Origin of the sequence: Arthrobacter sp. ISL-65, assembly GCF_018613795.1 — a bacterium.
Lineage (GTDB): Bacteria > Actinomycetota > Actinomycetes > Actinomycetales > Micrococcaceae > Arthrobacter.
This window is the reverse complement of the sequence record NZ_JAGGPN010000034.1, coordinates 19,944-43,587: the sequence shown is the minus strand read 5'-3', so window position 1 is coordinate 43,587 and position 23,644 is coordinate 19,944. Positions and strand designations below refer to the sequence as shown.

At 66.7% G+C, this 23,644-nt stretch carries 20 protein-coding genes; 5 read left to right on the top strand and 15 right to left on the bottom strand.

Translation table 11 applies throughout. The annotated features are described in order from the left end of the window. Positions 1–6 precede the first annotated feature (6 nt). From paaK to J7I85_RS14235, 4 genes are read right to left on the bottom strand one after another with little or no spacing between them, the layout of a single operon-like run. The gene (paaK, locus tag J7I85_RS14250) at positions 7–1,359 is read right to left on the bottom strand and encodes a phenylacetate--CoA ligase PaaK (RefSeq protein ID WP_214852697.1); all 1,353 of its coding nucleotides are present in this window, start codon (positions 1,357–1,359) and stop codon (positions 7–9) included. Positions 1,360–1,369: 10 nt separating this feature from the next. Next, the gene (paaI, locus tag J7I85_RS14245; RefSeq protein WP_214852694.1) at positions 1,370–1,813 is read right to left on the bottom strand and encodes a hydroxyphenylacetyl-CoA thioesterase PaaI; all 444 of its coding nucleotides are present in this window, start codon (positions 1,811–1,813) and stop codon (positions 1,370–1,372) included. Positions 1,814–1,849: 36 nt separating this feature from the next. Further along, the gene (locus J7I85_RS14240; RefSeq protein WP_214852691.1) at positions 1,850–2,803 is read right to left on the bottom strand and encodes a CPBP family intramembrane glutamic endopeptidase; all 954 of its coding nucleotides are present in this window, start codon (positions 2,801–2,803) and stop codon (positions 1,850–1,852) included. Beyond that, positions 2,781–3,278, bottom strand: a complete 498-nt coding sequence (locus J7I85_RS14235) for a hypothetical protein (RefSeq protein ID WP_214852688.1) — start codon at positions 3,276–3,278, stop codon at positions 2,781–2,783. The genes J7I85_RS14240 and J7I85_RS14235 overlap by 23 nt, the downstream gene beginning before the upstream one ends. A gap of 254 nt (positions 3,279–3,532) precedes the next feature. Here J7I85_RS14235 and pta point away from each other — a divergent pair, with 254 nt between their 5' ends. Together pta and J7I85_RS14225 are read left to right on the top strand one after the other, a co-directional pair. Next, on the top strand, positions 3,533–5,665 hold the full coding sequence (pta, locus tag J7I85_RS14230; RefSeq protein ID WP_214852686.1) for a phosphate acetyltransferase: 2,133 nt from the start codon (positions 3,533–3,535) through the stop codon (positions 5,663–5,665). 8 nt (positions 5,666–5,673) lie between these two features. Further along, the gene (locus tag J7I85_RS14225; RefSeq protein ID WP_214852683.1) at positions 5,674–6,828 is read left to right on the top strand and encodes an acetate kinase; all 1,155 of its coding nucleotides are present in this window, start codon (positions 5,674–5,676) and stop codon (positions 6,826–6,828) included. Between the two features lie 117 nt (positions 6,829–6,945). Here J7I85_RS14225 and J7I85_RS14220 read toward each other — a convergent pair whose 3' ends face one another. From J7I85_RS14220 to J7I85_RS14210, 3 genes are read right to left on the bottom strand one after another with little or no spacing between them, the layout of a single operon-like run. Beyond that, the gene (locus J7I85_RS14220) at positions 6,946–8,481 is read right to left on the bottom strand and encodes a bifunctional diguanylate cyclase/phosphodiesterase (protein WP_214852963.1); all 1,536 of its coding nucleotides are present in this window, start codon (positions 8,479–8,481) and stop codon (positions 6,946–6,948) included. Next, the gene (locus J7I85_RS14215; RefSeq protein WP_214852681.1) at positions 8,471–8,902 is read right to left on the bottom strand and encodes a hypothetical protein; all 432 of its coding nucleotides are present in this window, start codon (positions 8,900–8,902) and stop codon (positions 8,471–8,473) included. The genes J7I85_RS14220 and J7I85_RS14215 overlap by 11 nt, the downstream gene beginning before the upstream one ends. Continuing rightward, complete coding sequence (locus J7I85_RS14210) at positions 8,902–9,969, bottom strand: hypothetical protein (protein WP_251024357.1); 1,068 nt, start codon at positions 9,967–9,969, stop codon at positions 8,902–8,904. The genes J7I85_RS14215 and J7I85_RS14210 overlap by 1 nt, the downstream gene beginning before the upstream one ends. Positions 9,970–10,180: 211 nt before the next feature. Here J7I85_RS14210 and J7I85_RS14205 point away from each other — a divergent pair, with 211 nt between their 5' ends. Beyond that, positions 10,181–10,339, top strand: a complete 159-nt coding sequence (locus tag J7I85_RS14205) for a hypothetical protein (protein ID WP_214852678.1) — start codon at positions 10,181–10,183, stop codon at positions 10,337–10,339. A gap of 94 nt (positions 10,340–10,433) precedes the next feature. Here the strand turns inward: J7I85_RS14205 and J7I85_RS14200 are convergent, their stop codons facing one another. Continuing rightward, entirely contained in the window at positions 10,434–12,146 is a 1,713-nt protein-coding gene (locus tag J7I85_RS14200) for an ATP-binding protein (RefSeq protein ID WP_214852675.1), read from the bottom strand. 135 nt (positions 12,147–12,281) lie between these two features. On the opposite strand from J7I85_RS14200, the gene J7I85_RS14195 reads away from it, so the two are divergent. Next, on the top strand, positions 12,282–12,656 hold the full coding sequence (locus J7I85_RS14195; RefSeq protein WP_214852672.1) for an STAS/SEC14 domain-containing protein: 375 nt from the start codon (positions 12,282–12,284) through the stop codon (positions 12,654–12,656). Positions 12,657–12,672: 16 nt separating this feature from the next. Here J7I85_RS14195 and J7I85_RS14190 read toward each other — a convergent pair whose 3' ends face one another. The 4 genes from J7I85_RS14190 to J7I85_RS14175 form a co-directional block, all read right to left on the bottom strand. Continuing rightward, positions 12,673–13,479, bottom strand: a complete 807-nt coding sequence (locus tag J7I85_RS14190) for a class I SAM-dependent methyltransferase (RefSeq protein ID WP_214852957.1) — start codon at positions 13,477–13,479, stop codon at positions 12,673–12,675. Between the two features lie 177 nt (positions 13,480–13,656). Continuing rightward, entirely contained in the window at positions 13,657–16,398 is a 2,742-nt protein-coding gene (locus J7I85_RS14185; protein ID WP_214852670.1) for a hypothetical protein, read from the bottom strand. Positions 16,399–16,405: 7 nt separating this feature from the next. Further along, positions 16,406–17,167 carry a peptidoglycan-binding protein gene (locus J7I85_RS14180; protein ID WP_308159489.1) on the bottom strand — a complete coding sequence of 254 codons (762 nt, stop codon included), beginning with the start codon at positions 17,165–17,167 and terminating at the stop codon, positions 16,406–16,408. A 197-nt stretch (positions 17,168–17,364) separates the two neighbouring features. Beyond that, entirely contained in the window at positions 17,365–19,605 is a 2,241-nt protein-coding gene (locus tag J7I85_RS14175; protein WP_214852668.1) for a S9 family peptidase, read from the bottom strand. 647 nt (positions 19,606–20,252) lie between these two features. Here J7I85_RS14175 and J7I85_RS14170 point away from each other — a divergent pair. Then, positions 20,253–20,591, top strand: coding sequence for a hypothetical protein (locus tag J7I85_RS14170; protein ID WP_214852666.1), 339 nt, complete (start codon positions 20,253–20,255; stop codon positions 20,589–20,591). A gap of 161 nt (positions 20,592–20,752) precedes the next feature. Here the strand turns inward: J7I85_RS14170 and ctaD are convergent, their stop codons facing one another. The 3 genes from ctaD to J7I85_RS14155 all read right to left on the bottom strand — a co-directional run bounded on the left by ctaD (position 20,753) and on the right by J7I85_RS14155 (position 23,546). After that, a complete protein-coding gene (gene ctaD / locus J7I85_RS14165) occupies positions 20,753–22,504 on the bottom strand; it encodes a cytochrome c oxidase subunit I (RefSeq protein WP_214852663.1) in 1,752 nt (583 codons plus the stop codon). Positions 22,505–22,634: 130 nt separating this feature from the next. Further along, on the bottom strand, positions 22,635–23,099 hold the full coding sequence (locus J7I85_RS14160; RefSeq protein ID WP_214852661.1) for a DUF4383 domain-containing protein: 465 nt from the start codon (positions 23,097–23,099) through the stop codon (positions 22,635–22,637). Between the two features lie 78 nt (positions 23,100–23,177). Further along, positions 23,178–23,546 (bottom strand): LuxR family transcriptional regulator, encoded by a 369-nt coding sequence (locus J7I85_RS14155; RefSeq protein ID WP_214852659.1) that lies wholly within the window; start codon positions 23,544–23,546, stop codon positions 23,178–23,180. Positions 23,547–23,644 lie beyond the last annotated feature (98 nt).

Sequence of the window (23,644 nt, the reverse complement as noted above, 5' to 3'; positions counted from 1 at the left end):
AGGCCGCTATGCCTTCGGCCGCAGGTCGTAGATCCGGCGCAGCTTGCCGTTGGAGCGCTCGAGCGATCCGGGCTCCACCACATCCACGGTGCACGAAGAACCCACGTGAATCTTGATCTGCTCGCGCAGGGTGCGGGCCGCCGTCGTAATCTGCCCGGTGGTGACATTGTCACGGCGCTCGATCTTCACGGTCAGCTGGTCCATGCGCTGCCCCTCGGGACGGGTGAGCTCCAGCTGGAAGTGAGGGCTGAGCTCGGGAATGCGCAGGGCTATTTCCTCGATTTGGGACGGAAAGAGGTTCACGCCGCGGAGGATGATCATGTCGTCGCTGCGGCCGGTGATGCGCCCCATCCGGCGGTGTGCCGGGCGCGCGGTGCCGGGGAGCAGGCGGGTGAGGTCTTTGGTGCGATAGCGGATGATCGGCAGGGCTTCCTTGGTGAGCGAGGTGAACACCAGTTCTCCGTGCTCCCCGTCGGCGAGCACATTTTCCCTGCCCGGGGCGGGGTTGAAGGGGTCGATGATCTCGGGGCGGAAGTGGTCCTCCCAGATGTGGCTGCCATCCTGGGTCTCCACGCATTCGCCCGCAACACCGGGACCCATGACCTCGGACAGCCCGTAGATGTCGCAGGCCTTGATGTTCATGGTGACCTCGAGCTCGTGCCGCATCTCCTGCGTCCACGGCTCCGCGCCGAGCACGGCGTATTTCAGCGACGTGGAGGTGGGGTCGATGCCCATGTGCGCCATGGCGTCCGCGATGGTGAGCAGGTAGGTGGGGGTGGCCAGAATGGCGTCCGGCTTGAAGTCCTGGATCATCTGGATCTGGCGTTCGGTCTGCCCGCCGGACATCGGGATGACCGTGCAGCCGAGGGCTTCGGCACCGGCGTGGGCACCAAGGCCGCCGGTGAACAGGCCGTAGCCGTAGGCGTTGTGGACCTTCATGCCCGGACGCACGCCGGAGGCGCGGAGGCAGCGGGCCACCAGTTTGGCCCAGTCTGCCAGGTCCTGCTTGGTGTACCCGACGACGGTGGGCCGGCCCGTGGTACCCGAGCTGGCGTGCACACGCGCCACCTCGCTCTGCGGCACGGCGAACATGCCGAAGGGGTACTCCTGGCGCAGGTCCTCCTTGGTGGTGAAGGGGAAATTGCCGAGGTCGGCGAGTTCGCGCAGGTCCGAGGGGTGGATCCCGGCGTCGTCGAACTTGCGCTTGTACAGGGGAACCCGGTCGTAGGCGTACGCGACGGTGTGCTGGAGCCGGCTGAGCTGGAGCGTCTCCAGTTCGTCCCGGGACATGGTCTCCTCGGGGTCGAGCACGGCGTCGGTGTGCACGGCGACGGTGGGTTCAGGTGCATGGAGGGTCATGGTCTGCTTCCTACTTCTTGGGAATGGTACGGCTGCGTCCGCGGAACTCTGCGATGAGTTCCCCCGGCAGTTGGGCAGTGGGATCGGCAGCGAAGATCTGGATGTCGTAAAGGCCGCTGCGGCCCGCGCTGGAGCGGCGGTCGGCGACGGCGGTGATCACCTGGCCCTGGTAGGCGGGCTTGAGGAAGTTGATGTCGACGCCGGCAGCAACGGTGATGCTGTCGGGGTCGGCAGGCGACGCGGGGTTGCAGGCGAGGGCGAACGCTGAGTCTGCGAAGGCGAAGATCATTCCGCCGTGGGCCATGCCGAAGCCGTTGAGCATTTCCTGCCGGAGGGTCATCCGGATGGTTGCGTGGCCGTCGCTGAGGGTGAGGACTTCTATGCCCATCCATTCCGAGGCGTAGTCGTTCTCGAGGATGTGGTGGGCCACACCGGGGATTGCCGTTTCAGCCATGCGTCGTTGCCTCCAGCTTTATTTACCGAATGTTCATTAGGTAATCCCATGGGAGGGGTTCGTGTCAAGGGTGCGGGCCAGCCGGAGGGGCCCGGCGACTGCGATGACCACCAGCGCTGCCAGGACATGAAGGAGCGCCACGGTCCACCAGAGCGTGAGGTAATCGGGCCCCAGCATGGCGGGGAAGACCAGGGTGCCGGAAGTGTTGAATGCCGCGTGGAAAACCATGCAGACGGGCACGCTGCCGCTGCTGTTGTAGAGCCAGGCCAGCAGCACGGACTGCGCCAGGACCATCAGCAGGAACGGAAGCGGCGGCCGCTGCCCGGTGGGATCCGACAGCAGCTCCGGCAGGTGCCATGCCGCCCACACCAGCCCGAGGAGCAGCGCCGCAGAAAGGGACGGGCGGTTTTGCTGCAGGAGCGGCAGGGCGTAGCCGCGCCAGCCCAGCTCCTCGAAGAGGCCCACCGCCACCAGGGTGAACGCGAAGGTGCCCAGCAGCATGAACCAGCCCGGGTTCGGGCCCAGCTCCGGGGCGGGCGCGCCGCCGGAGACCGTGAGTCCGGCAGACACCGCCACCAGCAGGCATGGCAGGCCAGCGGCGGCGGCGTACCAGCGGCCGGCTACGCGCCAGCGGGCCAGCTGCCGGAGCAGCCGCAGCAGCTCGGCCTTGCCGCCCGCGAGGTAGGCGGTGATGGCCGCGGCCAGGGCGGGTCCGAACGGTATCAGGGGCGAGCTGTTCGGGTTGAGGAGGGTCAGCGGCCACAGCAGCCATGAAATAGCGAAGGCCAGGGCAAAGAACAGCGGGAGCCGGTGGCCCGCCGGCCAAGCCAGGGCCCCGCGCGGCCCTATGGTCCGGCGCCGTGGTTTAGTTCCGCGCTGCGACAAGGTCCGGTGCCGTGCCGCCTCCTTCCGGGCCCGACGGCGGCCGCCGCCAGCGGGCAATGCCCGCCTGGCGGGCATGGGCTGCTCAGCCGGCGACTGCTGCGCCATGGCCCGCCTCCGCCGTCAGTGTGCGGAATTTCCGGAGCAGCGCCAGGACCACCAGCAAAAGGGTGGCCGCGGCAATCTGCTGCCACGCGCCGTCGAACACTGCTAGTTTCGACTGCTCCGAGGCGTTGAACGAGGCGTGGAGGAGGGCCACGATCAGCAGGCTCTGGCCCGTTCCGAGGTAGGCAATGCCCACCAGCAGACGGAACAACGGGGCGAAGACCAGCAGCACGCCCCACGCAACCGCCACGTCTGCCCACGCGGTGGCGCCGAACGCCGTTCCCAGCAGGATGAGCAGTTCGGCGAGGATGCCGAGCACCGCGTTGCCGAGCAGTGCGGTGGACAGGATGAGGGCCAGCCACGTCAGTGCGATCGCAACGACCAGGAACGCTGCCACCGGGCCGGCAGCGATGAGCCGGCGCAGCGGACGTTGGGACGGAGGGGCGGATGGATCGGAAGCGCGGCCAGCGGGGTTCATCGGGACCAGCATCGTTCAGGACGTTGCAGCTCAGGAGGCTGCTGCGGATGGCCGGTCCCGGGGGGGCGCTGGCCCACTCCGGATCCGGGACGGCGATTGTGCGCCGACGTGGCAATCAACACCATTGTGTGCTCCCGGAAGCGCGGCAACAAGTGAAAGTATGGGGGAGGGCGCGCCTCGGCGCATCCAGTCAGCAAACCGGCACGTCCAATGCAGCACGTTCCGCGCAGGAGCATCCAACCAGAGGACAGATCATGGCCAAAGGGATATACGTCAGCGCGACCACTCCGGGATCGGGGAAGTCGCTCATAGCGCTGGGCCTGGCGGACACGCTCCACCGGCACGCGGACCGGATCGGATTCTTCAAACCTGTGGTCCATGGCGATGATGCCGGCGCGGATCCGATGGTGGCGCTCATGAAGTCCCGCTTTGACCTGGACGACCAGCGCTGCCGCGGCGGGCTGACGTTCACCGAGGTCCGGGGCCTGCTCGCCGAGGGCAGGCGCGAGGACATCGACTCCCGCTGCGTGGAGATCTTCGCCGAGATGGGACGCCACTGCGACGTGATCATCGTGGAGGGCACGGACCTCACCGGCCACGACGCCGCCGTCGAATTCGACCTCAATGCGCGCCTCGCCAACAACCTGGCCGCGCCCGTCGTGGCGGTAGTGGGCGCCAAGGGGCGCAGCGTGGCGGAGGCCGCGGCCGCCGTCGACGTCGCCCGCAAGGAACTCGCCGCCGAGAAGTGCTCGCTGCTGGCCATAATGGTGAACCGCGCAGACCCGGAGGACGTGGACGCGATCGTGGCAGCCGTTAAGCCCGGTGCGTCCGGCCGGCCGGTGTACGTCTTCCCGGAGCTGGAGGACATAGCCCGGCCCACGACCGGCGAGGTGGGCGCCGCGCTGGGCCTGCGGCAGATCGCCGGCCGGGCGGACATGGAGCGGGACGTCCGTGACGTTAAGGTCGCCGCCATGAATGTGGGCAACTTTTTGAACGTGCTCGACGACGGCGCGCTGGTGATCGTGCCCGGTGACCGGGCGGACGTGATGGTGGCCTGCCTGGCGTCGTCGTTCTCGCCCGAGTTCCCGGTGCCGTCGGGGCTGATCCTCACCGGCGGCCTGGCCCCGGACGCCAACATTTATCCGCTGCTGGCCTCCGCCCCGTTCCCGGTGTTCGCCACGGAGGATGACACCTACACCACGGCCCGGCGCGTCTCCGAGGTCCGCAGCGAAATCTGGAGCGGGCACCGGCGCAAGGTGGCGTCCGCGCTGGGGCTGTGGTCCCGGCAGGTGGACGAGGCCGAGATGCTTGAGCGCCTGCACCTGCCCCGCGCGGAGCGGATGACCCCGCTGAGGTTCCTGCACGACCTCATCGAACGCGCCCGCTCGCAGCGCCGCCACATCGTGCTGCCGGAGGGCAAGGACATACGGATCCTGAAGGCCGCCGAGATCCTGCACCGCCGGGACGTCTGCGATCTGACGCTGTTGGGGCGGGAGGCCGACGTCCGGGAGCTCGCCGCCAGCCGGGGCATTGACCTCGCAGGCATCAGCATCGTGGACCCTGCCACGTCCGAGCTGCGCCAGGACTTCGCCGCCAGGTACGCCGAGCTGCGGGCGCATAAGGGCGTGGACCTGGCCCGGGCGCTGGAGGTCATGCAGGACGAAAGCTACTTTGGCACCATGATGGTCCAGCTGGGCGTGGTGGACGGCATGGTGTCCGGCGCCGCACACACCACTGCCCACACGATCCGCCCGGCGCTGGAGTTCGTGAAGACCCGGGAGGGCGTGAAGATCGTCTCCTCGGTGTTCCTCATGCTTATGCCCGACCGCGTGCTGGTCTACGGCGACTGCGCGGTGAACCCGGACCCGAACGTGGAGCAGCTCGCGGACATCGCCCTGGCCTCGGTGGAGACCGCGGGCCAGTTCGGCGTGGAGCCGAGGGTTGCCATGCTGTCCTACTCCACCGGCGGCTCCGGCTCGGGTGAGGCCGTGGAGGAAGTCCGGCAGGCCACCGACCTGGTCCGGGCGCGCCGCCCTGATCTCGCCGTCGAAGGCCCCATCCAGTACGACGCCGCCGTGGACGCTTCCATTGCGGAGTCCAAGATGCCGGGCTCGTCCGTCGCCGGGCAGGCGACCGTGTTCATCTTCCCGGACCTCAACACCGGCAACAACACGTACAAGGCGGTGCAGCAGAGCTCCGGAGCGGTCGCCGTCGGGCCCGTCCTGCAGGGGCTGCGCAAGCCAGTCAACGACCTCTCCCGCGGCTGCACCGTGGAGGACATCGTGAACACGGTGGCCATCACCGCCATCCAGGCGCAGAGCCTGGCCGTCCCTTTGGAAACCCCCAGCACCACAGAACCGTCCGCCGTTTCAGCAGCTCAGGCTTAGGAGGCCTCATGCTCGTGCTCGTCATCAACTCCGGCTCGTCCTCGCTCAAGTACCAGGTGCGCGACGTCGCCGAAGGCAGCGTCCTCACCGAAGGGCTGATCGAGCGGATCGGGGTGTCCAACGGCGGCCAGGGCGACGGCGAGGTGATGGGCCCGGCGGACCATGCCGAAGCCCTCGAGCAGGTGGACGCGGCCATCCATGAGGTGCTGGGGGACAGGCAGCTGGACGCGGTGGGGCACCGGGTGGTGCACGGCGGCGAGCGGTTCGGCGAGCCCGTGCTGATCGACAACGAGATCACCCGCGCCATCGAACGGCTCAACCCGCTGGCGCCGCTGCACAACCCCGCGAACGTGCTGGGCATCCGCGCCATCACGAAGAAGTGGCCGGATATGCCGCAGGTGGCCGTGTTCGACACCGCGTTCCACCGCAGCCTGCCCGAGCACGCCTGGCGCTACGCCGTTCCCGAGGAGCTCTACACCAACCACGGGATCCGCCGGTACGGGTTCCACGGCACGTCGCACGAATACGTCACCAACCGTGCCGCCGCGCTGCTGGATATCCCGGTGGAGGAGTTCGACGGCGTCATCGCCCACCTGGGCAACGGCGCCTCTGTCACGGCGATCCGGGGCGGCAAGTCGGTCGACACGTCGATGGGCTTCACGCCGCTGGAGGGTCTGGTCATGGGCACCCGCTCCGGCGACCTGGACCCCTCCATCCTGGTGTTCCTGGCCCGCACCGGGTGGAACGCCGAGGACCTCGATTCAATGCTCAACCGCGAGTCCGGGCTCAAGGGGCTCGCTGGCAACAACGACATGCGCTCAGTGGTGGAGGCGGCTGAGTCCGGTGATTCCCGCGCGGCCACCGCCCTGGCGGTCGCCTCCTACCGGCTGGCCAAGTACATCGGCGGCTACCACGTGGCGGTCGGCGGGGCGAAGGCGCTGGTGTTCACGGCCGGGATCGGCGAGAACTCGCACCAGTTCCGTGCCCTGGTGGGGGAGAAGCTGGGGGCGCTGGGCATTGAGCTCGACGGCGGCCTGAACAGTGAGCGGTCCAAGGAACCCCGGGTGATTTCCACTGTAGCCTCAGCCATCCCGGTGCTCGTGGTGCCCACGGACGAAGAGCGCGCCATCGCCGAGGCAACAGCCGCCGTCGTCGGGGGCTAGGCTGTCGCCGGCCTCGTGGCCGCTGGTTGAGCTTGTCGAAACTTGCGAGCCCGGGCGGCCAACGTGGTTTCGATCAGCGGTAACAGGCCCGATCTCGGCAAGCTCGATCAGCGGTCCTCAGCCGGGCCAGACGTCCTGCCTGGCCAGGCGCTCGGTGAACTCGGCAGCGGGGAGGGGGCGGCTGAAGTAGTAGCCCTGCCCGCTGATGCAGCCGGTGTTGCGGAGGTGGTCGGCCTGCTCCGCGTTCTCGACGCCCTCCCACACGGCCTCGAGCCCGCAGGCCCGGATGAGCTGGAGGATGGCCGCGATCAGGGCCGGTTGCGCGGGGTCGCTGCCGAGGGCGGTGAGCAGAGTCCGGTCCACCTTGACCCGGTCCACGGGCAGGCGCCGCAGGTAGCTGATGGACGAGTACCCGGTGCCGAAGTCGTCGATCTCCAGGCCCACACCGAGTTTCCGCAGGCTGGCGAGCGTGTACCTGTCGAGCTCGTTGCCTTGGATGATCGCGCCTTCAGTGAGCTCCAGGACCAGAAGGGCCGGCTCGAGGTCCGCCGCGGTGAGCACCTCCCGGACGTCCTCAATGAATTGGAGCCGCTGAAGGTCCGCCGCCGTAATGTTGATGCGCATGTCGAAGTTGTGCCGGCTGGTTTCGGAAGCCGTTCGCCAGAGCCGGAGCTGCTCCACCGCATTCTTCAGCACCCAGTTGCCTAGCTCCGAGATGAGGCCGGTTTCCTCGGCGATGGGGATGAATTCGTCCGGCATGATCAGGCCGCGCTTGGGGTGTTTCCAGCGGACCAGGGCCTCCACGCCCTCGATTTTCCCTGAGGCAAGCTCGATGACCGGCTGGTAGTACAGCACCAGCTGGTCGGTGGCGATAGCCTCGCGCAGTTCCCCCACCAGCTGGTTGCGGAGCTGCCGGGCATGCAGCATGGCGGGTTCGAACACGCGGAGCCTGTTGCGGCCGTCGGCCTTGGAGGCGTACATCGCGATGTCCGCCTCCATCAGGAGCTCCTCCGACGTCTCGCCGGGATCCGCAATCCGAAGCCCCAGGCTCGCACCGCAGCGGATGGTCTTGCCGTCCACTTTCAGGGGTTCGCTGAGCGAATCCAGGATCCGGTTTCCGACGGCGGCCGCCTTGGCCGGGGCGGTGGAAGGCAACAGGACGGCGAACTCGTCGCCGCCCAGCCGGGCCACCATGTCGCCGTCGCGCACGCACGAACGGATCCGTGCGCCCACCGTGGCCAGCACCTGGTCACCCATCGAGTGGCCGTACGAATCATTGATGCTCTTGAAGGCGTCCAGGTCCAGCAGCAGCAGCGCCGGCGGAAGCCCGCCGTCGGCCACCTCTGCCTGGGCCGCGTTGACGGCGCTGACCAGCGCCGACCGGTTGTAGAGTCCCGTCAGGGAATCGGTGAGCGCCATCTGCTGCAGCTCTTCGTGCGCCGCGTTGAGCATGCGCGTGCGCAATTCCACGCGCTCCTCGAGCTCCTGGTAGATGATCTGCAGGTCCTCGGCGAGCAGGTTGGTGCCCATGATCACCGCGTCCAGCTCGTCCCTGGCCTCGGAAATTTCGATGCGCGAATGGAGTTCCCCGGCTGCCAGGTGGACGATGCCGTCGAGCAGCTTTCCTAGCCGGGGATCGTCGTTAGAGAACATCGTCAAGGCGGCTCAACCAGTCGAGGGCGTCGTTTTCGGCGGTGAAATAGCGGGCCGGCACGGAGCTGAATTCGCCACCCAACAGAAAGTGCCCCAGCAGCCTGTCCACCGGGGATTCACCCAGAATCGCCCAGGCGGACACCCACGGCATCGCGGCGTACGCGGCCCGTGCCGCGCGGGTCACGGAGGCCACTCCCGTCAGCTCAAGTACGACGGCGACCCTCCGGTCTCCCGCCAGCTCGCCGAGGCGGGTGTGCAGTTGGGCGGCCGCGGTCTCGTTCAGGTGCGCCCCGGGCGGGAGGACCGCCTTGACGGCAAGGTCGGGCAGCACGGTGAAGGTAACGACGGGCGCGGGAGCCGGGCGCGTCGGGGACTCCGGCTGCAGCGGTGCGGCACCGGGAAACACTGTCGCTTCTGGCATTACCCCCCCTGGAGAAATTGCTGTTGGCGCCGGCCCGAAGGCTCCGCTGAGGCGATGAAACCACGGACGGTGGCGCTACGCTCCGGTGCAGCAGCTGTATCGAACAGCGTAGCGGCCTCGTCAAGCATTTGCTGTGATTCCGTTTCGTGTCCCTGTGCCATCAGTGCCTTGCCCAGGATGAAGGTGGCCTCGGCGCCGGTCTGGGTGGCGAGGATGGGGAACTTGCTGCGAAGCGGAGTGAGGAGGCTGATGGCCCGCTCCATGTCCCCGGTGAGGTAGTACCAGTGGGCGCGGACCAGGGACATCTCCAGAATGTCCCGTTCGCTGCCGCCCACCACCTCCGTGGCGAGCTCGGCACGCTCAATGCAGCGCAGCGTGCCGGCGTCGGTGAGCTTGGCCTGCAGACGCATTTCGGCGGATCCTCGGTTAAAGCGGGCCCACAGGTCTACGTCCTGGGAGGGAGAGAGCTTGCCGGCCGCGAGGTCGTGGTAGTGCCCGCCTTCGCTAACCCGGTGACTGAGGAACGCCACATTGCCGATCACCCAGTAGGCTTTGCCGGCCGTATCCTCGTCCACATGGTCGGTGAGGAGTGACTCCAGCTCCAGGCACTCCCGCCACGCTTCCTCCAGCCGGCCGCTTTCCGCGAGGGCGGCAATGAGGGCCTGCTGGGCCTGGATGTGCAGGTAGACGTTTTCAAAGTCGCCGGCCACAAGCCGGGCGGCGTGGGATGCTGCCTCGACTGCCTCCGGGAGACACCCAAGACCTTGCAGGGAGACAGCGAGAAGAACTGCTGCCCGCGCACCCAGGTCTGGTGAGGAGGCCGAAACCGGATGGGCGGCGAGCTCCACAGCGAGTTCCCGGCAGTTTTGGACAGATCCCTGGTCAAGCAAGCACTCCGCCTGCAGCAGGACCATCTTCCACCAGCGAAGCTCGTCGCCGGCGTCACGGGCCAGTTCGGCGGCGCGCCCGGCCTGTTCATATCCGGAGCTGTAGTCCCGACGCTTCCAGCTTTCCCGCGCTTCCAGCTCTGCAATCACAAAGGGGGACAAGTCGCGCTGCATAGGCATGCTCCCAATTATCCATAATCCTGCAGGGAGTACAGGGGTGTGCGGGTGAAAAAGCCCTTGTTACGGCAATTGCAACAGCCCGGCGGAAAAACATGGCAAATACTGTGGAATTGACAGGAATTGACTTGACCAAACCTTGATCCAGTGACCGTATACTGTCGCCGTAACATGTAATTCGGTTCACGGCTACAAACGACGAAGGGGACAGCGGATGAAGAAACTTGCCGCAACACTTGTTATGACCGGCATCCTGGCAGTAGCAGGTTTCGCTGCTCCTGCCAACGCCGCCCCGAAGGAGAAGGACACCACCACGTCCTCCACTTCGAACAGCGACGTCAACTACGCGACCATCGGCTGGTGGCCCCACTAAGGGTGGCAGTAGCCACCAGAATTACCGAGATCGCTCCGGACCTGCTGGTCGGGAGCGATCTTCGTTTGGGCGTCAGTCTGTTGTCTGTGCCGGGTCAGTCAGTTTCGGGCGCGCTTGCCCCTTCGTCGCTGTCCGCCTCGTCGTCGGCCGCTTCTTCGGCTTGGGGGCCGTCGACCGGAAGGTGCACGGAGACGGTGGTTCCCTCACCCAGCACGGAGGACAGGTCCAGCGAACCGCCGTGGCGCCGGACGATGTCGTAGGCAATGGCCAGGCCCAGTCCGCTGCCCGGGATCGCTGCGGAGGAGGCATTGGACGCCCGGTAGAACCGCGTGAACACCTGGGTGATTTCCTGCTTAGGTATTCCGACGCCGGTGTCCATGACGTTGACGATGGCGCACGGGCTGCCGGCCTCGGAGGCGGCGGACATGAAGCTGATGCTGATCCGGCCGCCTTTCGGGGTGAACTTAATGGCGTTGGCAACGAGGTTGGTGAAGACCTGCTCCAGCTGGGCCTCGTCGGCCTGTACCTTCACGTCCTCATGCGAGTCGGCGCCGGTGATGGTGACGTTGCGCGAATCGGCGAGCGGACGCAGTGCCGCCACCACGATCCTCAGCACCTGGCCGAGCTCCACCTGCTTGAGGTTGAGGTTGCCGGAAGTGTCCTGCTGGGAAACCGTGAGCATGTCCTCGATCAGCCTGCGGAGCCGGTCCGAGTTCCGGGAAATGACGTCCATCATCGACTCGATGCCCGGGGGAACGGGGCCGCCAGCGCCGTCGCGGATCATGTCGAGGTAGGCCGTAATAGAGGTGAGCGGCGTGCGGAGCTCGTGGTTGACCGTGGCCAGGAAGTCCGTTTTGGCCTTGTCCAGCTCGCGGAGCTGCTGCAGCACCTGCAGCTGCGCGCTGATCAGGTGGCCCTGGATGAGGCTGTGGGCGAGGTTGCCGGCCACGTGCTGGATGAGGGCGATCTCGGCCCGCGTCCAGTTTCGCGGCCCCTTCAGCTGCGCGATCCAGATGACCCCCAGCGCCGACTCGCCTTCTCCCACCGGCAGGGCGACCGCGGCGCGGACGGACCCAAGGCCGGACCATTTCCGCAGTCCCTCGGCCAGCGCGGCCGACTGAGCCGTCCGGTGGTCCGGAACAGCCAGGGCCTCTGCGGCGGACCACAGCGCGGTTGTCTGCTCCCTGGCCGCGTCCTCGAATGTTTCGAGCGTGTCTGGCAGCTTGGACCGGCCTGACCGGGACCACTGGGCACTGATCCGTGGAACGCGCGAATCCTGGAAGGTGGTGAACCAGACGTGGTCCACGCCCAGGGATTCGCCAAAGCCGCGGACCAGGTGGCCGGCCATCTGCTGGGGGCTGTTGGTGCCGCGGATGGCGGCGGAGACGTTGCGGAGGCTTTCGCGCAGGAACTCGGCTTGGGCCCGGATGCGGCGGCGTTCCCTGGCCCGGCCGATCAGGGTTTCTACCCGGCGGGTGAGTTCCCGGGCAGTCGCGTCCCTGGAGATGTAATCTGCGATGCCCCAGGACTCAAGCCGGGCAAGGTCGAAGTCACCGGCGAGGTCCACCAGGAGCAGCACTGGTGTGCCTTCCCACCTGTACCCGTCTGTCAGCCCCGCATCGAGAAGTACGACGGCGGCCCGGTTGCCTTCCAGCTCCCCGGCGAGGGACCCGGCGTCGGGCGCCTTCCGAACATTGAAACCTGCGTCGGTGAGGACAGACGCTACGGCGTCCAGGCGCGCGGCATCGGTGAGTGCGACCACCGCCTCGCGCGGTGCGGAGGCGTACTCCGCCGGTGCCTGGACCATGTGCCCCCTGTGCTGCGAGTGCCTTTTGAGGCTACCGTGATTTTGGACTCACATTATCAGTAGGCGGGCCGTCGGCCGCGTCCTGGAGGGATGTACCTTGATACTTGTCCACATTAGCCACCGCGGAGGTTTGAATTGAATTCCCACAGCACCGGCTCGAACACGCTGTTCGACCTGGATTTGGATTCCGAAGGCCTGCTGCGGCTGACCTGGGCCAGGGGCGCCAGCATCACCGACGCGGACGCCGAGGCAGCCATGGGGGAGGTCAACGCACTCTGCGGCCAGAACCGGTACCCCATGCTCGTGGACATGGCCACCACTGCCGATGTGAGCCGCGGGGCCCGGGCCGTGTTCGGCCGTCCCTGCCAGGCCTCAAGGATCGCGCTGCTCGGTTCGTCGCCCGTGGACCGGGTGCTGGCCAATTTCATTCTGGGCATTAACAAGCTCCCGTGCCCCACGAGGTTCTTCACGGACCGGTCCGAGGCCGTCTCCTGGCTGAAGCTTCGGTAGTCTTCAGCGGAAGTTTTTAGCGGGCTTGGAGCACGGCGAAATAGCCCGGGATCTGTTCCGGGCGGTCAAGGGACTTTAGCGGCCGGGTTTCAATGGTGACGGGGCCGTCTTCCACCACATCCCAGCTGGCCTCGGGGAATGCCCGTCTGCGCTGGGCGTTGCCGAAGTGGCCGGGCATGGGCAGCCCGCGAATGGCCTTCTCGAGTGGCCCAGGGATGGATCGCAGCGTGGCCCCAAGATGGCTGACGTACTGGATGGGATTCCCGCGGAAGTCGGTCTCCGCGAGGAACACGCGGCCACGCTTGCCCACGAGCGGGTGCAGCTGCCCGGCCAACGCCGCCTGGGCAGGCCGTTTGAGCACGTGGAGGACGCCCCGGATGAAGATGTTGGCTTCACCGGAGAATCCGGCTGCGGCCAGGGCGTCGGCCACTGCACGGGTGCCGGCGGGAGCTGTCATGTCGGCCGTGACGTAGGAGACCCGCTCCAGCCCTTCGGATTCGGCGGCCGCACGGGCCACGGCGTTGGCTGAGACGTCCACCCCCAGAACATACGGAAAGTAGGTGGCAAGCGCGCGGCTGAAGACTCCGCTGCCGCACCCGACGTCGACGATGGGAATGTTGGGGTCCAGCTGCCGCGTCAGGTGCTCCAGATACGCCTGAAGCTCGTGGTCACTGCCGGAATCCCACAGCACGTCGCCTCCTGCGCCGGTGGCCCGGACCCTGCCCCAGTACTGGTCCCAGGCCACACTCGGGTCCTTTGGCGCGTTGGAGGACAGCTTCACCAGTTTCGGGAGCAGCAGGTATTTCTTGAGCGCCGAGAGCATCATTCAAATATATGTTGCCTGGGACACGTCGCCGTTCAGTGCGAGGCCCGTGGCCCGCGATCGTCATTTCACCGCTCAAACCGCCGTCTTGCGTCTTCGGGTCCACCGGTTACCAAAAATGGCCGCCGGGCGGGTTCTCAGGCGGCCATTTTTGGCAAAACGACGACGCAAGTGGCTCTACTGGCCTGCCGCCTCCTGTGCCGGTGACGGGGGCGCCGTGCTGGCAGGAGCTGTAGCCGCTGGGGCCGGTGCCGCACCTGTGGAGGCTGGGGCAGGAACGGCGGGGACCGGCGTCGTTCCCGTTCCCGGTGTGGGAGCCGTGAGGTCCGCCGTCGTTCCTGGCGACGGCGCGCCGGGCGATGCTGCACCCGGAGACTGAACACCCGGCGACGGCGCGGCCGGCGACGGCGCGGCCGGCTGACCCGGCGTCGGTTCACCCGGCTGGGATCCCGAGCCCGGGTCTGAGCCGCCACTGGCTCCGGGCGACGGCGATGATCCCGGCGACGGAGCGCTGGTGCCGATTTGGGGCTTGGCGCTGGGATCGGTCCGGATGATCTCCATGAGCTGTTCCTTGTAGGCGCTTAACCGGTCCTCGATCTCTGACAGGGGAACGCCCTGCAGCGTGCGTCCGAACTCGGCGATCTCCTGCCACAGCGCGTTGAGCCTGGCCATGCCGTCGGTGCTGAGCGTCCCGTCCAGGGTGAGCACCAGCTGGCTGGCCAGGGCGTATGTCAGGCACCGGACGCAGTTGTAGTTCGCGGCGGCGGAGAGGTTCTCGGGCACCACCACGTCGGCCTGGCCCACAATCAGCACCACCTGGAACCCGACAGCAACCGCCGCGCAGTCCGCACAACTGGCGAAGGCGTAGGCCTCGTTGCGGGTGTCCACCGGCCCGTCCTCGGCCCACACCAGCGCGAACGCGACGTCGTAACTAACGGAGCCGTCGGTCGTGTTCACGGCGAGGGCCTGGTTGCCGTCCTCCTCCGGGGCCGGGGGCTTGTCGAACGGGAAGACCCACGACGGCGGCGCGGCGTCGCCTTCTGCCGTACCGGGGCCAGGCTGGCCCAGCTGGCCCGGCTCGGGGCCCGGCTGGTTGCGGTCCGTTTGGCCCGGCGCGGAAGCGGGTGCTGCCCCTTGCCTCGGCACGAGCACCAGGCTGAGTTGCGGCTGCTCCCGGGTGGGCAGCGCCGTGCCGTCCGGCCAGAGTGCCACGGTCTGCCCCGACCGGCCCTCGTGAAGGGCGCCATCGCTACCAGCCAAGACGGGATAGACGACGGCCGTGGCATCGGCGAGGGTCCCGCGTTCGTAGGGCTGCACCGGGCGGTAGCTGTCGGGCAGCGGCCACCAGGCCCACGCCAGCCCCGCGGCGACGGCGCCGGCCGCCGCCATGGCGGTGGCGCGCTGCAGCGGTTTGCCCCGGGTTTTGGTCCAGAGTCCCGTGAGGAGTTGCCGCGCCAGCCGCAGCAGCATGTAGACCACTCCCACCACCGGGAGGACGACGGCGGCAATCGCCAGCACGCGCACGGCACCGTCGGCGAAGTCCCCACTCGCAAGGCTTCCGGACAGTATGGCCTGCTGATGCTGCAGGCTTGCCCACGCCGTGCCCAAGAGCCGCGGGAAGGAGACAACCATCAACACCAGACTGAGCAGCAGCAGGGGGACGGTGACCAGGACCCAGGCCGTGATGACGGCGCGTGCCCACGGCTTGAGGGCCTGCGCCTCGGGTTCAGGCTTGCCCCAGCGCCACGGCAGGATCCCGAGCAGCGTGGGGCGGATCCGCTGGAAGAGGTCGGGCACGCCCGTGGCGTCGGCAAGGATGTGGTACCCGTCGAAGCGGACCAGGGGAAGGAGCTGGCGCACCATCTGCAGGATCTGCGTGAGCACCACCAGGAGCAGCGCATCGAAACCTGTGGCCCACCAGATGCCCATGGTGGCGACGGCAACAATGGCGTTGAAGTACAGGCCGCCCATATCAGTGCGCAGCCTGCCGCCACGCCCCAGCCGGTAGGAGTCGGTGACGTCCGTGTAGAAGGCGGGCCAGACGAGGTAGAGCCCGGCACCCATCGCGCCGGGAGTAGCACCGCCGCGGCGTGCTGCCGCGGCGTGACCGAATTCGTGAAAGCCGGCCGACAGGACCGTGACGGCGAAAATCAGCAGGAGCAGCCACGGGTTCGCGAAGGCGTCGTGCGTGGCCGACGCCAAGCCTTTGACCATCAAAACCCACCAGCACGATGCCAGGAATCCCGCGGTGACAACTGTCACGATCAGGGGATTGAACAGCACAGCGAACGGGGCCGTCAGCTTCCGGGTGCGCTCCGGGTCCGTGACGGTGTACCGGAACCGCATGCCCAGCAGCGGATCCGATCGGCGGACCGCCGGCTGCGACCCGTCCGCCAGCTGCAGCAGGCCGAGCGGCAGCAGCTGTCCCTTGATCAGCGTCCTGACGTTGTCTCCGCTGATGAATCGGCCGGAACACGTGCTGGCCGCCTCGGCGATCTCATCGATATTTCGCACACCATCGATGGCTTCAAGGACCTGGAAAAGCAGCTGCGTGAGCTGGATGGTCTGGCCGTCGGCGCGGCGGACCAGCGAGGGGGCCTCCCGGTAGCCGGATCCCTTGGCCTCGCCGATGAGCTGGACTCCCTCCGCCCGTACCGGCACGTCGCCGAAATCGGTGCCATGGCTGATTACGACGGCGCCCCGGGCGCCCTGGGCGGAGGAGCCGCCCGCCGACGACGGGACTTCCGATGCCGTCGAGACTCCCGCTGGAGTGCGGGACGCGGCCGGGTCGCCCGGTGCGGAAGCCGCCGTCGGACCCGGTGGGAGATTGAGACGGGCTGAGGGAATCTGACCGGGTGGGAGTGTAGGGGAGACCGGCGGGCCGTCCATGCCGGACGGCCCGCTGTGGTTGGCGCTCATTTAGAAACTACTGCTGCAGATCGGACTGCTGATCTGCCGATGCGGTTGCCTCGCCGTCGATGTCCTGGGTGATGATGGCGTCCTGCTGGGCCACGGCGAAGGCGTCGCTGTCGATCGAGCCGATGTTGGCGGCAACCGCGGCGTCGATGGGTGCGGCAACGTTGGCGTTCGCGGCCACGGCGCCGTTGATTGGGGCGGCGATGTCGGCGTCGGCCGCGAGGTCCACGTTGACGTTGAGCAGGTCCCCGTCCAGGGCATCGGCCGGATCGACAGGAAGGGCGCCGACACCTGTGCCGTCGGGCAGTGCACCGTCGGGAAGAGTGCCATCGGGCAGCGTGCCGTCCGGCAGTGCAGTGGCATCTCCAGCGCCTGCATCGGCCGCCTCTGTGCCCGTTGCGGCCGTACCTGTTCCCGCGGCATCCGGCGTCCCGCCGTCAGCACCCGCCCCCTGGGTGATGGTGCTGTCCTGCACGGAGTCTGCCGCGGCATCCGCCGTGATGCCCTGGTCGATGATGACGCCTTGGTCGGCGAGGGCCTGCGACTCCGACCCGAAGGACAGGATGTTGGCCGAGGCAGCCGCGTCAATCGGCGCTGCGACGTTGGCGTTGGCCGCCACGGCGAGGTCGATCGGCGCGGCGGCGCTGATGCCCAGGTCGAGGTCGGCATTGAGGTCAAGTACGGACGCCACTTCCTTGTCCGGCAGGGCAGTGCCCGCCTGCGCATTGAGTTCGTCGTCGGAAAGCGGGGTCAATCCCTGTTCATTGCTCACGCTATGCTCCAGTTCCGGCGTCGGATTCCCCGCCCCCAGCGGACAGGTGCACCGAGCCCGTATGCCCGTCAATAGTAAGCAGGATTACTATTTTCTGGAAACACCTCACCGCAGGCAGGAACCCTTGAAAACCCCAGCCATTGCTCCGACGATGCCCTTCTGAGCGTTCAAAAGGGCACTTCCGGAGCAATGGAGGGCTATTTCAGCCCTGCGCCGGGCAGCAGCTCCGTGGCGCCCAGCGAATCCGCGATGAAGCCGTAGTCCCAGGCCCGCTCGCGCCACTGCACATAACGGCCGGAGGCCCCGCCATGGCCACCATCCATTTCAATCTTCATGACGATCGGCTCGCTGCCTGTGGTCTTGTTCCGCAGTTCCTGCACCCATTTGGCCGGCTCCACGTAGAGCACACGGGTGTCGTTGAAGGACGTCACCGCCGCGATCTTCGGATAGGCCACCTCGCGGACATTCTCGTACGGCGTGTACGACTTCATGTACTCATACACCGCGGGATCTGTGATCGGGTTGCCCCATTCCTCCCACTCAAGGGCCGACAGAGGCAGTTCCGGGTCCAGAATGCTGGTGAGGGGATCCACGAACGGAACCTGCGCCACGATGGCGGTGTACTTCTCCGGAGCGAGGTTGGCCACCGCGCCCATGAGCAGGCCGCCCGCGGATCCGCCCAGCGCGGCGATCCGGTCCGGTGCCACCCAGCCGGACTGCGCCAGCCAGTCTGTGGCCGCTATGAAGTCTGTGAATGTGTTTTTCTTGCTGAGCTTCTTGCCGTCCTCGTACCAGTGCCGGCCAAGTTCGCCGCCGCCGCGGATGTGGGCGATGACGAACACAACTCCGCGGTCCAGCAGTGAAAGCCGGGCGATGCCGAAGCCCGGGTCCATGCTCAGCTCGTATGAGCCGTAGCCATAGACCAGACCGGCCGCCGTCGAATCCCGGGCAACGGCTTTGTGCCGCAGCACCGAGAGGGGGACCCGGGTGCCGTCGGCGGCCTCGGCCCATTCCCGGGTGGCCACGTAGTCCGAGCCGTCGTAGCCGCCGAGTACGGGGCTTTCCTTGCGCAGCAGCAGTTCGCCGGCCGGCCGTTCGGGCGTGGGCAGGACGAAGTCGTACACGCGCGACGGCGTGAAGTAGGACGTGTAGCCCAGCCGGATGACGGGAGCTTCGTAGTCGGAGCCGCCGACCCCTGAGGTGTACAGCTCCTCGTCAAATGACGGCTCCACCGGAGCCTGCTGGGCGGCGGTGCCCAGCCCGGACAGGGGCATCACCTGGACCCGCTCGATGGTGTCCTTCCGGATCGAGACCACGAGGTGCGTGGCGGTGACCCCCGCCCCGTTGACCCGGACGTCGTCGGAATGCTCGACGACGGTGCTCCAGTGCTGCTCGGCCAGTGGCTTGGACAGCTCGGCCGGGTCCACCAGTGAGACCATCGAGTTCACGGCGTTGCGGTTGTGGGTGATGAGGATGCGTTCAGTTTTCTGCCCGTCCGGGCCGTCGAGCAGGAACGGCTCAGCCTCGTAAAGCACACGCTCGTTGCGGGAAATGACGGTGGACAGGCCGGCGTCGGGATCGTCAAAGCGCAGCAGGCGCGTTTCGCTGTACTCGGAGCAGCCGATGCCGAGCACGAGGTGACGCCGGTCAGAGGAGAGCTCAAAGCCCAGCCACATGGCGGCGTCGTCCTCCTGGTAGACCACCTCATCGTCGGTGACGGGGGTGCCCAGGACGTGGGACTTGACCTGGTACGGCCGCCAGGAATCATCCACCACGGTGTAGAAGATGCGGGTGCCGTCCGGGGAGAAGGAAACCCCGTAGAAGACGTTCTCGATGATGTCCGGCAGGAGCTCGCCGGTCCGCAGGTCCTTGATCCGCAGGGTGAACCGCTCGTCTCCGGAGTTGTCCACGGCGTAGGCGTAAAGGTTTCCGTCTATGGTGACGGCGGTGCCGCCCACGGAGAAGAACGGCTTGCCTTCGGCCTCGACGTTGCCGTCCAGCAGGACTTCCTCGCCGGGAATTTCGACGCCGGCCTCCACCGCCGGGGGCGTCCAGTCCGCCACCGGATTGCCCGTGTTTTGGGCGCGGACCCGGCACTGGATGCCGTACTCCTTGCCCTCGACCGACCGGCTGAAGTACCACCAGCCGTCCTTGCGGTTCGGAACGGACAGGTCTGTCTCTTTGGTCCGGCCCTTGATCTCCTGGAAGATGGCCTCGCGCAGCGGTTCCTGGTGCGCGGTGAGGGCTTCCTGGTAGGCGTTCTCTGCCTTCAGGTGCGCCACAACCTCCTCGGACTCCTTGTCCCGCAGCCACTCATACTGGTCCACGAAGGTGTCCCCGTGGTGCGTACGCTCGGCCGGCACCCTCCTGGCGACGGGCGGCCGGGGCGTGGCAGCGGCGGAGGAGCTTGCGGGTTGCTGCAGGGGAGTGTGGGTCATTTCCTCAATATATAGAGCCGCTCTGACATTTGGGCCGCCGTTCGCTACCGGGGGAGAGGTTAGCTTTTTGACGCTCCCCGCCCGCAAGCCAAGGCCCTGTCCCCGTTCAGGCGCCGGGCGTATCCTGAACTCGCGTCAGCAATAAGGAACCCACACGAGCCTTCGAGGGGGAAGTATGACCATCCCGCCAGTGCATGAACCAGAGCCGTTTCCGCCGGAGCCCGGGCCGGATCCGATGCGGCCGGACCCGTCCCGTCCCGCACCGCCGAACCCCATTCCTACACCGGAGCCGCCCGGCCCGCTTCCGGTGCCGGACCCCGGGCCCGAGCCACTGCGCCCCGACCCGACCCGCAGTTAGGCTGCCCGCCCGGCTGTCTGCCGTCGGCGAACACCTGAGGACGCCCGGGGGCGCACCGGGGGACGCGGAAAACACCTGAGGACGCGCAAATGGTCCGGTGATGCTGGAATGCCTGCGTCGCCGGACCTTTGCGCGCCCTGGGCCAAAATGCGCGTCGGACGGCCGCATGCCGAGCGGTCGGGAAATGTCCCATTTCCGCAACATTCCAGATTTTCCTGTTACCTGAGTCACATGCAGGCTAGGGTTAGATCCGGTCGCAGCGTCGCGGCCGCGCATGAGGGGAGAAGTTTTGAACCAGAAGCTCAAGGTACTGGTCCGCGTGGACCTTGACTGCGGTGAGGCTCAGGTCGCCGCCCAGGGACATGTAACCGCCCAAAGCATCCAAGCTCTTTACGTCGTTATGAAGCGCGCCAACCACCTCCGTCAGGGCCTGCAGCTAGTCGTCGATGTCAGCCACGCCCGGGTGGAGCCCATCGCCCTTGAACAGTTGCGGGAATGCTCCAAAACGCACCACCTGCCGCGTTCCATTGATCCGCAGCAGTCCGAATGCAACGTCCGCGTCCTGGCCCCGGCCGACGGCGGTATGGGCGCCGGAGCGGGCCGCTTCCCGGTCGCGGCGGCTGCTTGAGCCGGCCCGCAAGTTAGCTGGACTGAACCCAGTTACCTGAACTGAACACAGTGAGGCCCCGGATTCCCCAAGGAGTCCGGGGCCTCAGTCTGTGCCGGAAGGTGCTTTCCGTCAGCGGCCGGGCCTGAGTGTCAGGAGCCGCCGTGTCAGGAACCGCGGAGTCAGACGTCCGGGTTCGGGTTCTTCACGTCACGCTCGCCGATGTCTGCAGCGCCCAGAGCGTCAGCTATCGGGGAGTGCACGGCGTCGTGCTCGCGGACGCGCAGCTCGGGATGGTGCAGGTCCAAGGCCGGACGTTCGGAGCGGATGCGCGGCAGGGACGTAAAGTTGTGCCGCGGCGGCGGGCAGGACGTGGCCCATTCCAGCGAAGCCCCGAAGCCCCACGGATCGTCGACTTCTACCTTTTCCCGGCTCCTGGCGGTGATGAAGACGTTCCAGAAGAACGGAATCAGCGAGGCGCCCAGCAGGAACGAGCCAATGGTGGAGAACTGGTTCATGGCCATGAAGTTGTCCTGCGGCATGTAGTCGGCGTAGCGGCGGGGCATGCCCTCAACGCCAAGCCAGTGCTGGATGAGGAACGTGGCGTGGAAGCCGACGAGCAGCATCCAGAAGTGGATCTTGCCGAGGCGCTCGTTGAGCATCTTGCCCGTCCACTTCGGCCACCAGAAGTAGAAGCCGGCGAACATCGCGAACACCACGGTGCCGAACACCACGTAGTGGAAGTGGGCCACCACGAAGTAGGAGTCGGAGACGTGGAAGTCCAGCGGCGGGGAGGCCAGGATGATCCCCGTCAGTCCGCCGAAAAGGAACGTGATGAGGAAGCCGATGCTCCACAGCATGGGAGTCTCGAACGTCAGCGAACCGCCCCACAGGGTGCCGATCCAGTTGAAGAACTTCACGCCGGTGGGGACCGCGATGAACATCGTCATGAGTGCAAAGAACGGCAGCAGCACGGAGCCGGTGACGTACATGTGGTGCGCCCAGACCGTGGCTGAGAGGGCGGCGATCGCGATGGTCGCGTAGACCAGGCCCTTGTAGCCGAAGATCGGCTTGCGGCTGAAGACCGGGAAGATCTCGGACACGATGCCGAAGAACGGCAGCGCAATGATGTACACCTCGGGGTGGCCGAAGAACCAGAACAGGTGCTGGAACAGCAACGCCCCGCCGTTCTCGGGGTCGTAAATGTGGGCGCCGAAGCGCCGGTCCGCGCCGACGGCGAACAGCGCGGCGGCAAACGGCGGGAACGCCATCAGCACCAGAACCGAGGTGATGAAGGTGTTCCAGGTGAAGATCGGCATGCGCCACATGGTCATGCCGGGGGCGCGCATGCAGATGACGGTGGTGATGAAGTTGACCGCGCCCAGGATGGTGCCGAAGCCGGACAGCGCCAGGCCGAACACCCACAGGTCACCGCCGATGCCCGGTGTAAACATGGTGTTGTTAAGGGGTGCGTACGCCGTCCATCCGAAGGAGGCGGATCCCTGAGGGGTGATGAAGCCGGACACCGCAATCGTTGAGCCGAACAGGAAGAACCAGAAGGCCAGCGCGTTCAATCGCGGGAACGCGACGTCCGGTGCACCGATCTGCAGGGGCATGATCACGTTGGTGAAGCCGGCGAAGAGCGGGGTGGCGAACATGAGCAGCATGACCGTGCCGTGCATGGTGAACATCTGGTTGTACTGTTCCTTCGTCACCAGGACCTGCATGCCGGGTTCGAAGAGTTCGGCGCGGATGAGCAAAGCCATCACGCCGCCGAGGCAGAAGAAGACGAAGGACGCGATCAGGTACATGTACCCGATGGTCTTGTGGTCGGTGGAGGTGATCCACTTGACCACCATGTTGCCTTTTCGTCGGGGCACCACGCTGGGAGCCTCAGCGGCGGTGGTGCTGACTGGTTGCTGATATGCGGTCATCTTCTGCCACTCCCCGGCATCGCGCTTCAACGCCCCGTTTGGTGCGGGGGTGCCGGCAACACCGTGAGCGGTTCACAGAACCGACGGCATCAGGATAGCGCCTGAGGCACCCCCGCAAAAGGTTTACTGGTTAATGGCCCGTGGCGGTACCGTGGACCCTCCTGGTGTCGCGGGACAGCAGCAGGGCCAGTCCGATCATGCCGACGCCCAGCAGGAAGTGCAGCCAGTTGTCAGCTGTGTTGATCGGCACGAAGTTCGCCGCCGTGTCGTGGCCGATCAGCAGGCCATACAGCCACAGGACCAGATAGATGACCCCGCCGTACAGCAGGTAGCTCTTTGCCTGTCCCGGCGTCCGAGCCATGAGCAGGCCGGCCACGCCGAAGAGCAGGTGGACGATGTTGTGCAGGATGGATACCTGGAAGACGCCCAGAAGCAGGGCCTCGGAGGCGGGTCCGGCCATTCCCAGCGACGCGTAGTTCGTGGTGATGCCGGGAATGAAGCCGAGGATGCCGACGAGCAGGAATACTGCTCCGACGGCCTGGGCGGCCCTTTGCAGCCGGGACCTTGCACCGGCCGCGCTGTTCATGGTGGTCATGGCGCCTACTCCTTAGTTGGAATTGGTGAAACGGCTACTGTGGTGTGCTTTGTTAAGGAAGCCTGTTCTAGGAGGCGCTTAGACCACGGTTTTGTTCCCGCGGCGGCGTCGCCAGATAAAGATGATGATCAGGGTGATAATCAACACCGCCGCGATGACGTACGGGGCGTAGTCGAGGCGGTTGGCTTCCGATTCGGCCGGTTCTCCTGTGCCTGGGTTGGCCGGAGGTTCCGACGGGGTTGCGGACGGGGACGACGTTCCTGTGGGCGCCGGCGTTCCGGCTGCATCGGACGTGCCCGTCTGGACCGTGACAGCTTGAACTGCCTCGGCGTGGACAGCCGCTGTTGCGGCCGTCGTGGATGGCCCTGCATATGACGGCGCAGCGAGCGAAAGCCCGGCACCGGCTAGGGCAAGCACGGCGGTGAAAGTGGCAAGCGCTCTGCGCATATATTCTCCTGCGGTTGTCCATTGCTGGCATGAATATAGTAAGCATGATTAGTATCTGAAGATAAGTACCCGGTGAGAGTTGTGTTGGCGCCAGTCCA

What these genes read in the sequence shown, in the direction of transcription:
- paaK (WP_214852697.1), bottom strand. Translation starts at nt 1,359, where the DNA reads ATGACCCTCCATGCACCTGAACCCACCGTCGCCGTGCACACCGACGCC.
- J7I85_RS14185 (WP_214852670.1), bottom strand. Translation starts at nt 16,398, where the DNA reads ATGAGCGCCAACCACAGCGGGCCGTCCGGCATGGACGGCCCGCCGGTC.
- paaI (WP_214852694.1), bottom strand. Translation starts at nt 1,813, where the DNA reads ATGGCTGAAACGGCAATCCCCGGTGTGGCCCACCACATCCTCGAGAAC.
- ctaD (WP_214852663.1), bottom strand. Translation starts at nt 22,504, where the DNA reads ATGACCGCATATCAGCAACCAGTCAGCACCACCGCCGCTGAGGCTCCC.
- J7I85_RS14200 (WP_214852675.1), bottom strand. Translation starts at nt 12,146, where the DNA reads ATGGTCCAGGCACCGGCGGAGTACGCCTCCGCACCGCGCGAGGCGGTG.
- pta (WP_214852686.1), top strand. Translation starts at nt 3,533, where the DNA reads ATGGCCAAAGGGATATACGTCAGCGCGACCACTCCGGGATCGGGGAAG.
- J7I85_RS14220 (WP_214852963.1), bottom strand. Translation starts at nt 8,481, where the DNA reads ATGTTCTCTAACGACGATCCCCGGCTAGGAAAGCTGCTCGACGGCATC.
- J7I85_RS14240 (WP_214852691.1), bottom strand. Translation starts at nt 2,803, where the DNA reads ATGGCGCAGCAGTCGCCGGCTGAGCAGCCCATGCCCGCCAGGCGGGCA.
- J7I85_RS14160 (WP_214852661.1), bottom strand. Translation starts at nt 23,099, where the DNA reads ATGACCACCATGAACAGCGCGGCCGGTGCAAGGTCCCGGCTGCAAAGG.
- J7I85_RS14175 (WP_214852668.1), bottom strand. Translation starts at nt 19,605, where the DNA reads ATGACCCACACTCCCCTGCAGCAACCCGCAAGCTCCTCCGCCGCTGCC.
- J7I85_RS14205 (WP_214852678.1), top strand. Translation starts at nt 10,181, where the DNA reads ATGAAGAAACTTGCCGCAACACTTGTTATGACCGGCATCCTGGCAGTA.
- J7I85_RS14155 (WP_214852659.1), bottom strand. Translation starts at nt 23,546, where the DNA reads ATGCGCAGAGCGCTTGCCACTTTCACCGCCGTGCTTGCCCTAGCCGGT.
- J7I85_RS14210 (WP_251024357.1), bottom strand. Translation starts at nt 9,969, where the DNA reads ATGCCTATGCAGCGCGACTTGTCCCCCTTTGTGATTGCAGAGCTGGAA.
- J7I85_RS14235 (WP_214852688.1), bottom strand. Translation starts at nt 3,278, where the DNA reads ATGAACCCCGCTGGCCGCGCTTCCGATCCATCCGCCCCTCCGTCCCAA.
- J7I85_RS14190 (WP_214852957.1), bottom strand. Translation starts at nt 13,479, where the DNA reads ATGCTCTCGGCGCTCAAGAAATACCTGCTGCTCCCGAAACTGGTGAAG.
- J7I85_RS14225 (WP_214852683.1), top strand. Translation starts at nt 5,674, where the DNA reads ATGCTCGTGCTCGTCATCAACTCCGGCTCGTCCTCGCTCAAGTACCAG.
- J7I85_RS14215 (WP_214852681.1), bottom strand. Translation starts at nt 8,902, where the DNA reads ATGCCAGAAGCGACAGTGTTTCCCGGTGCCGCACCGCTGCAGCCGGAG.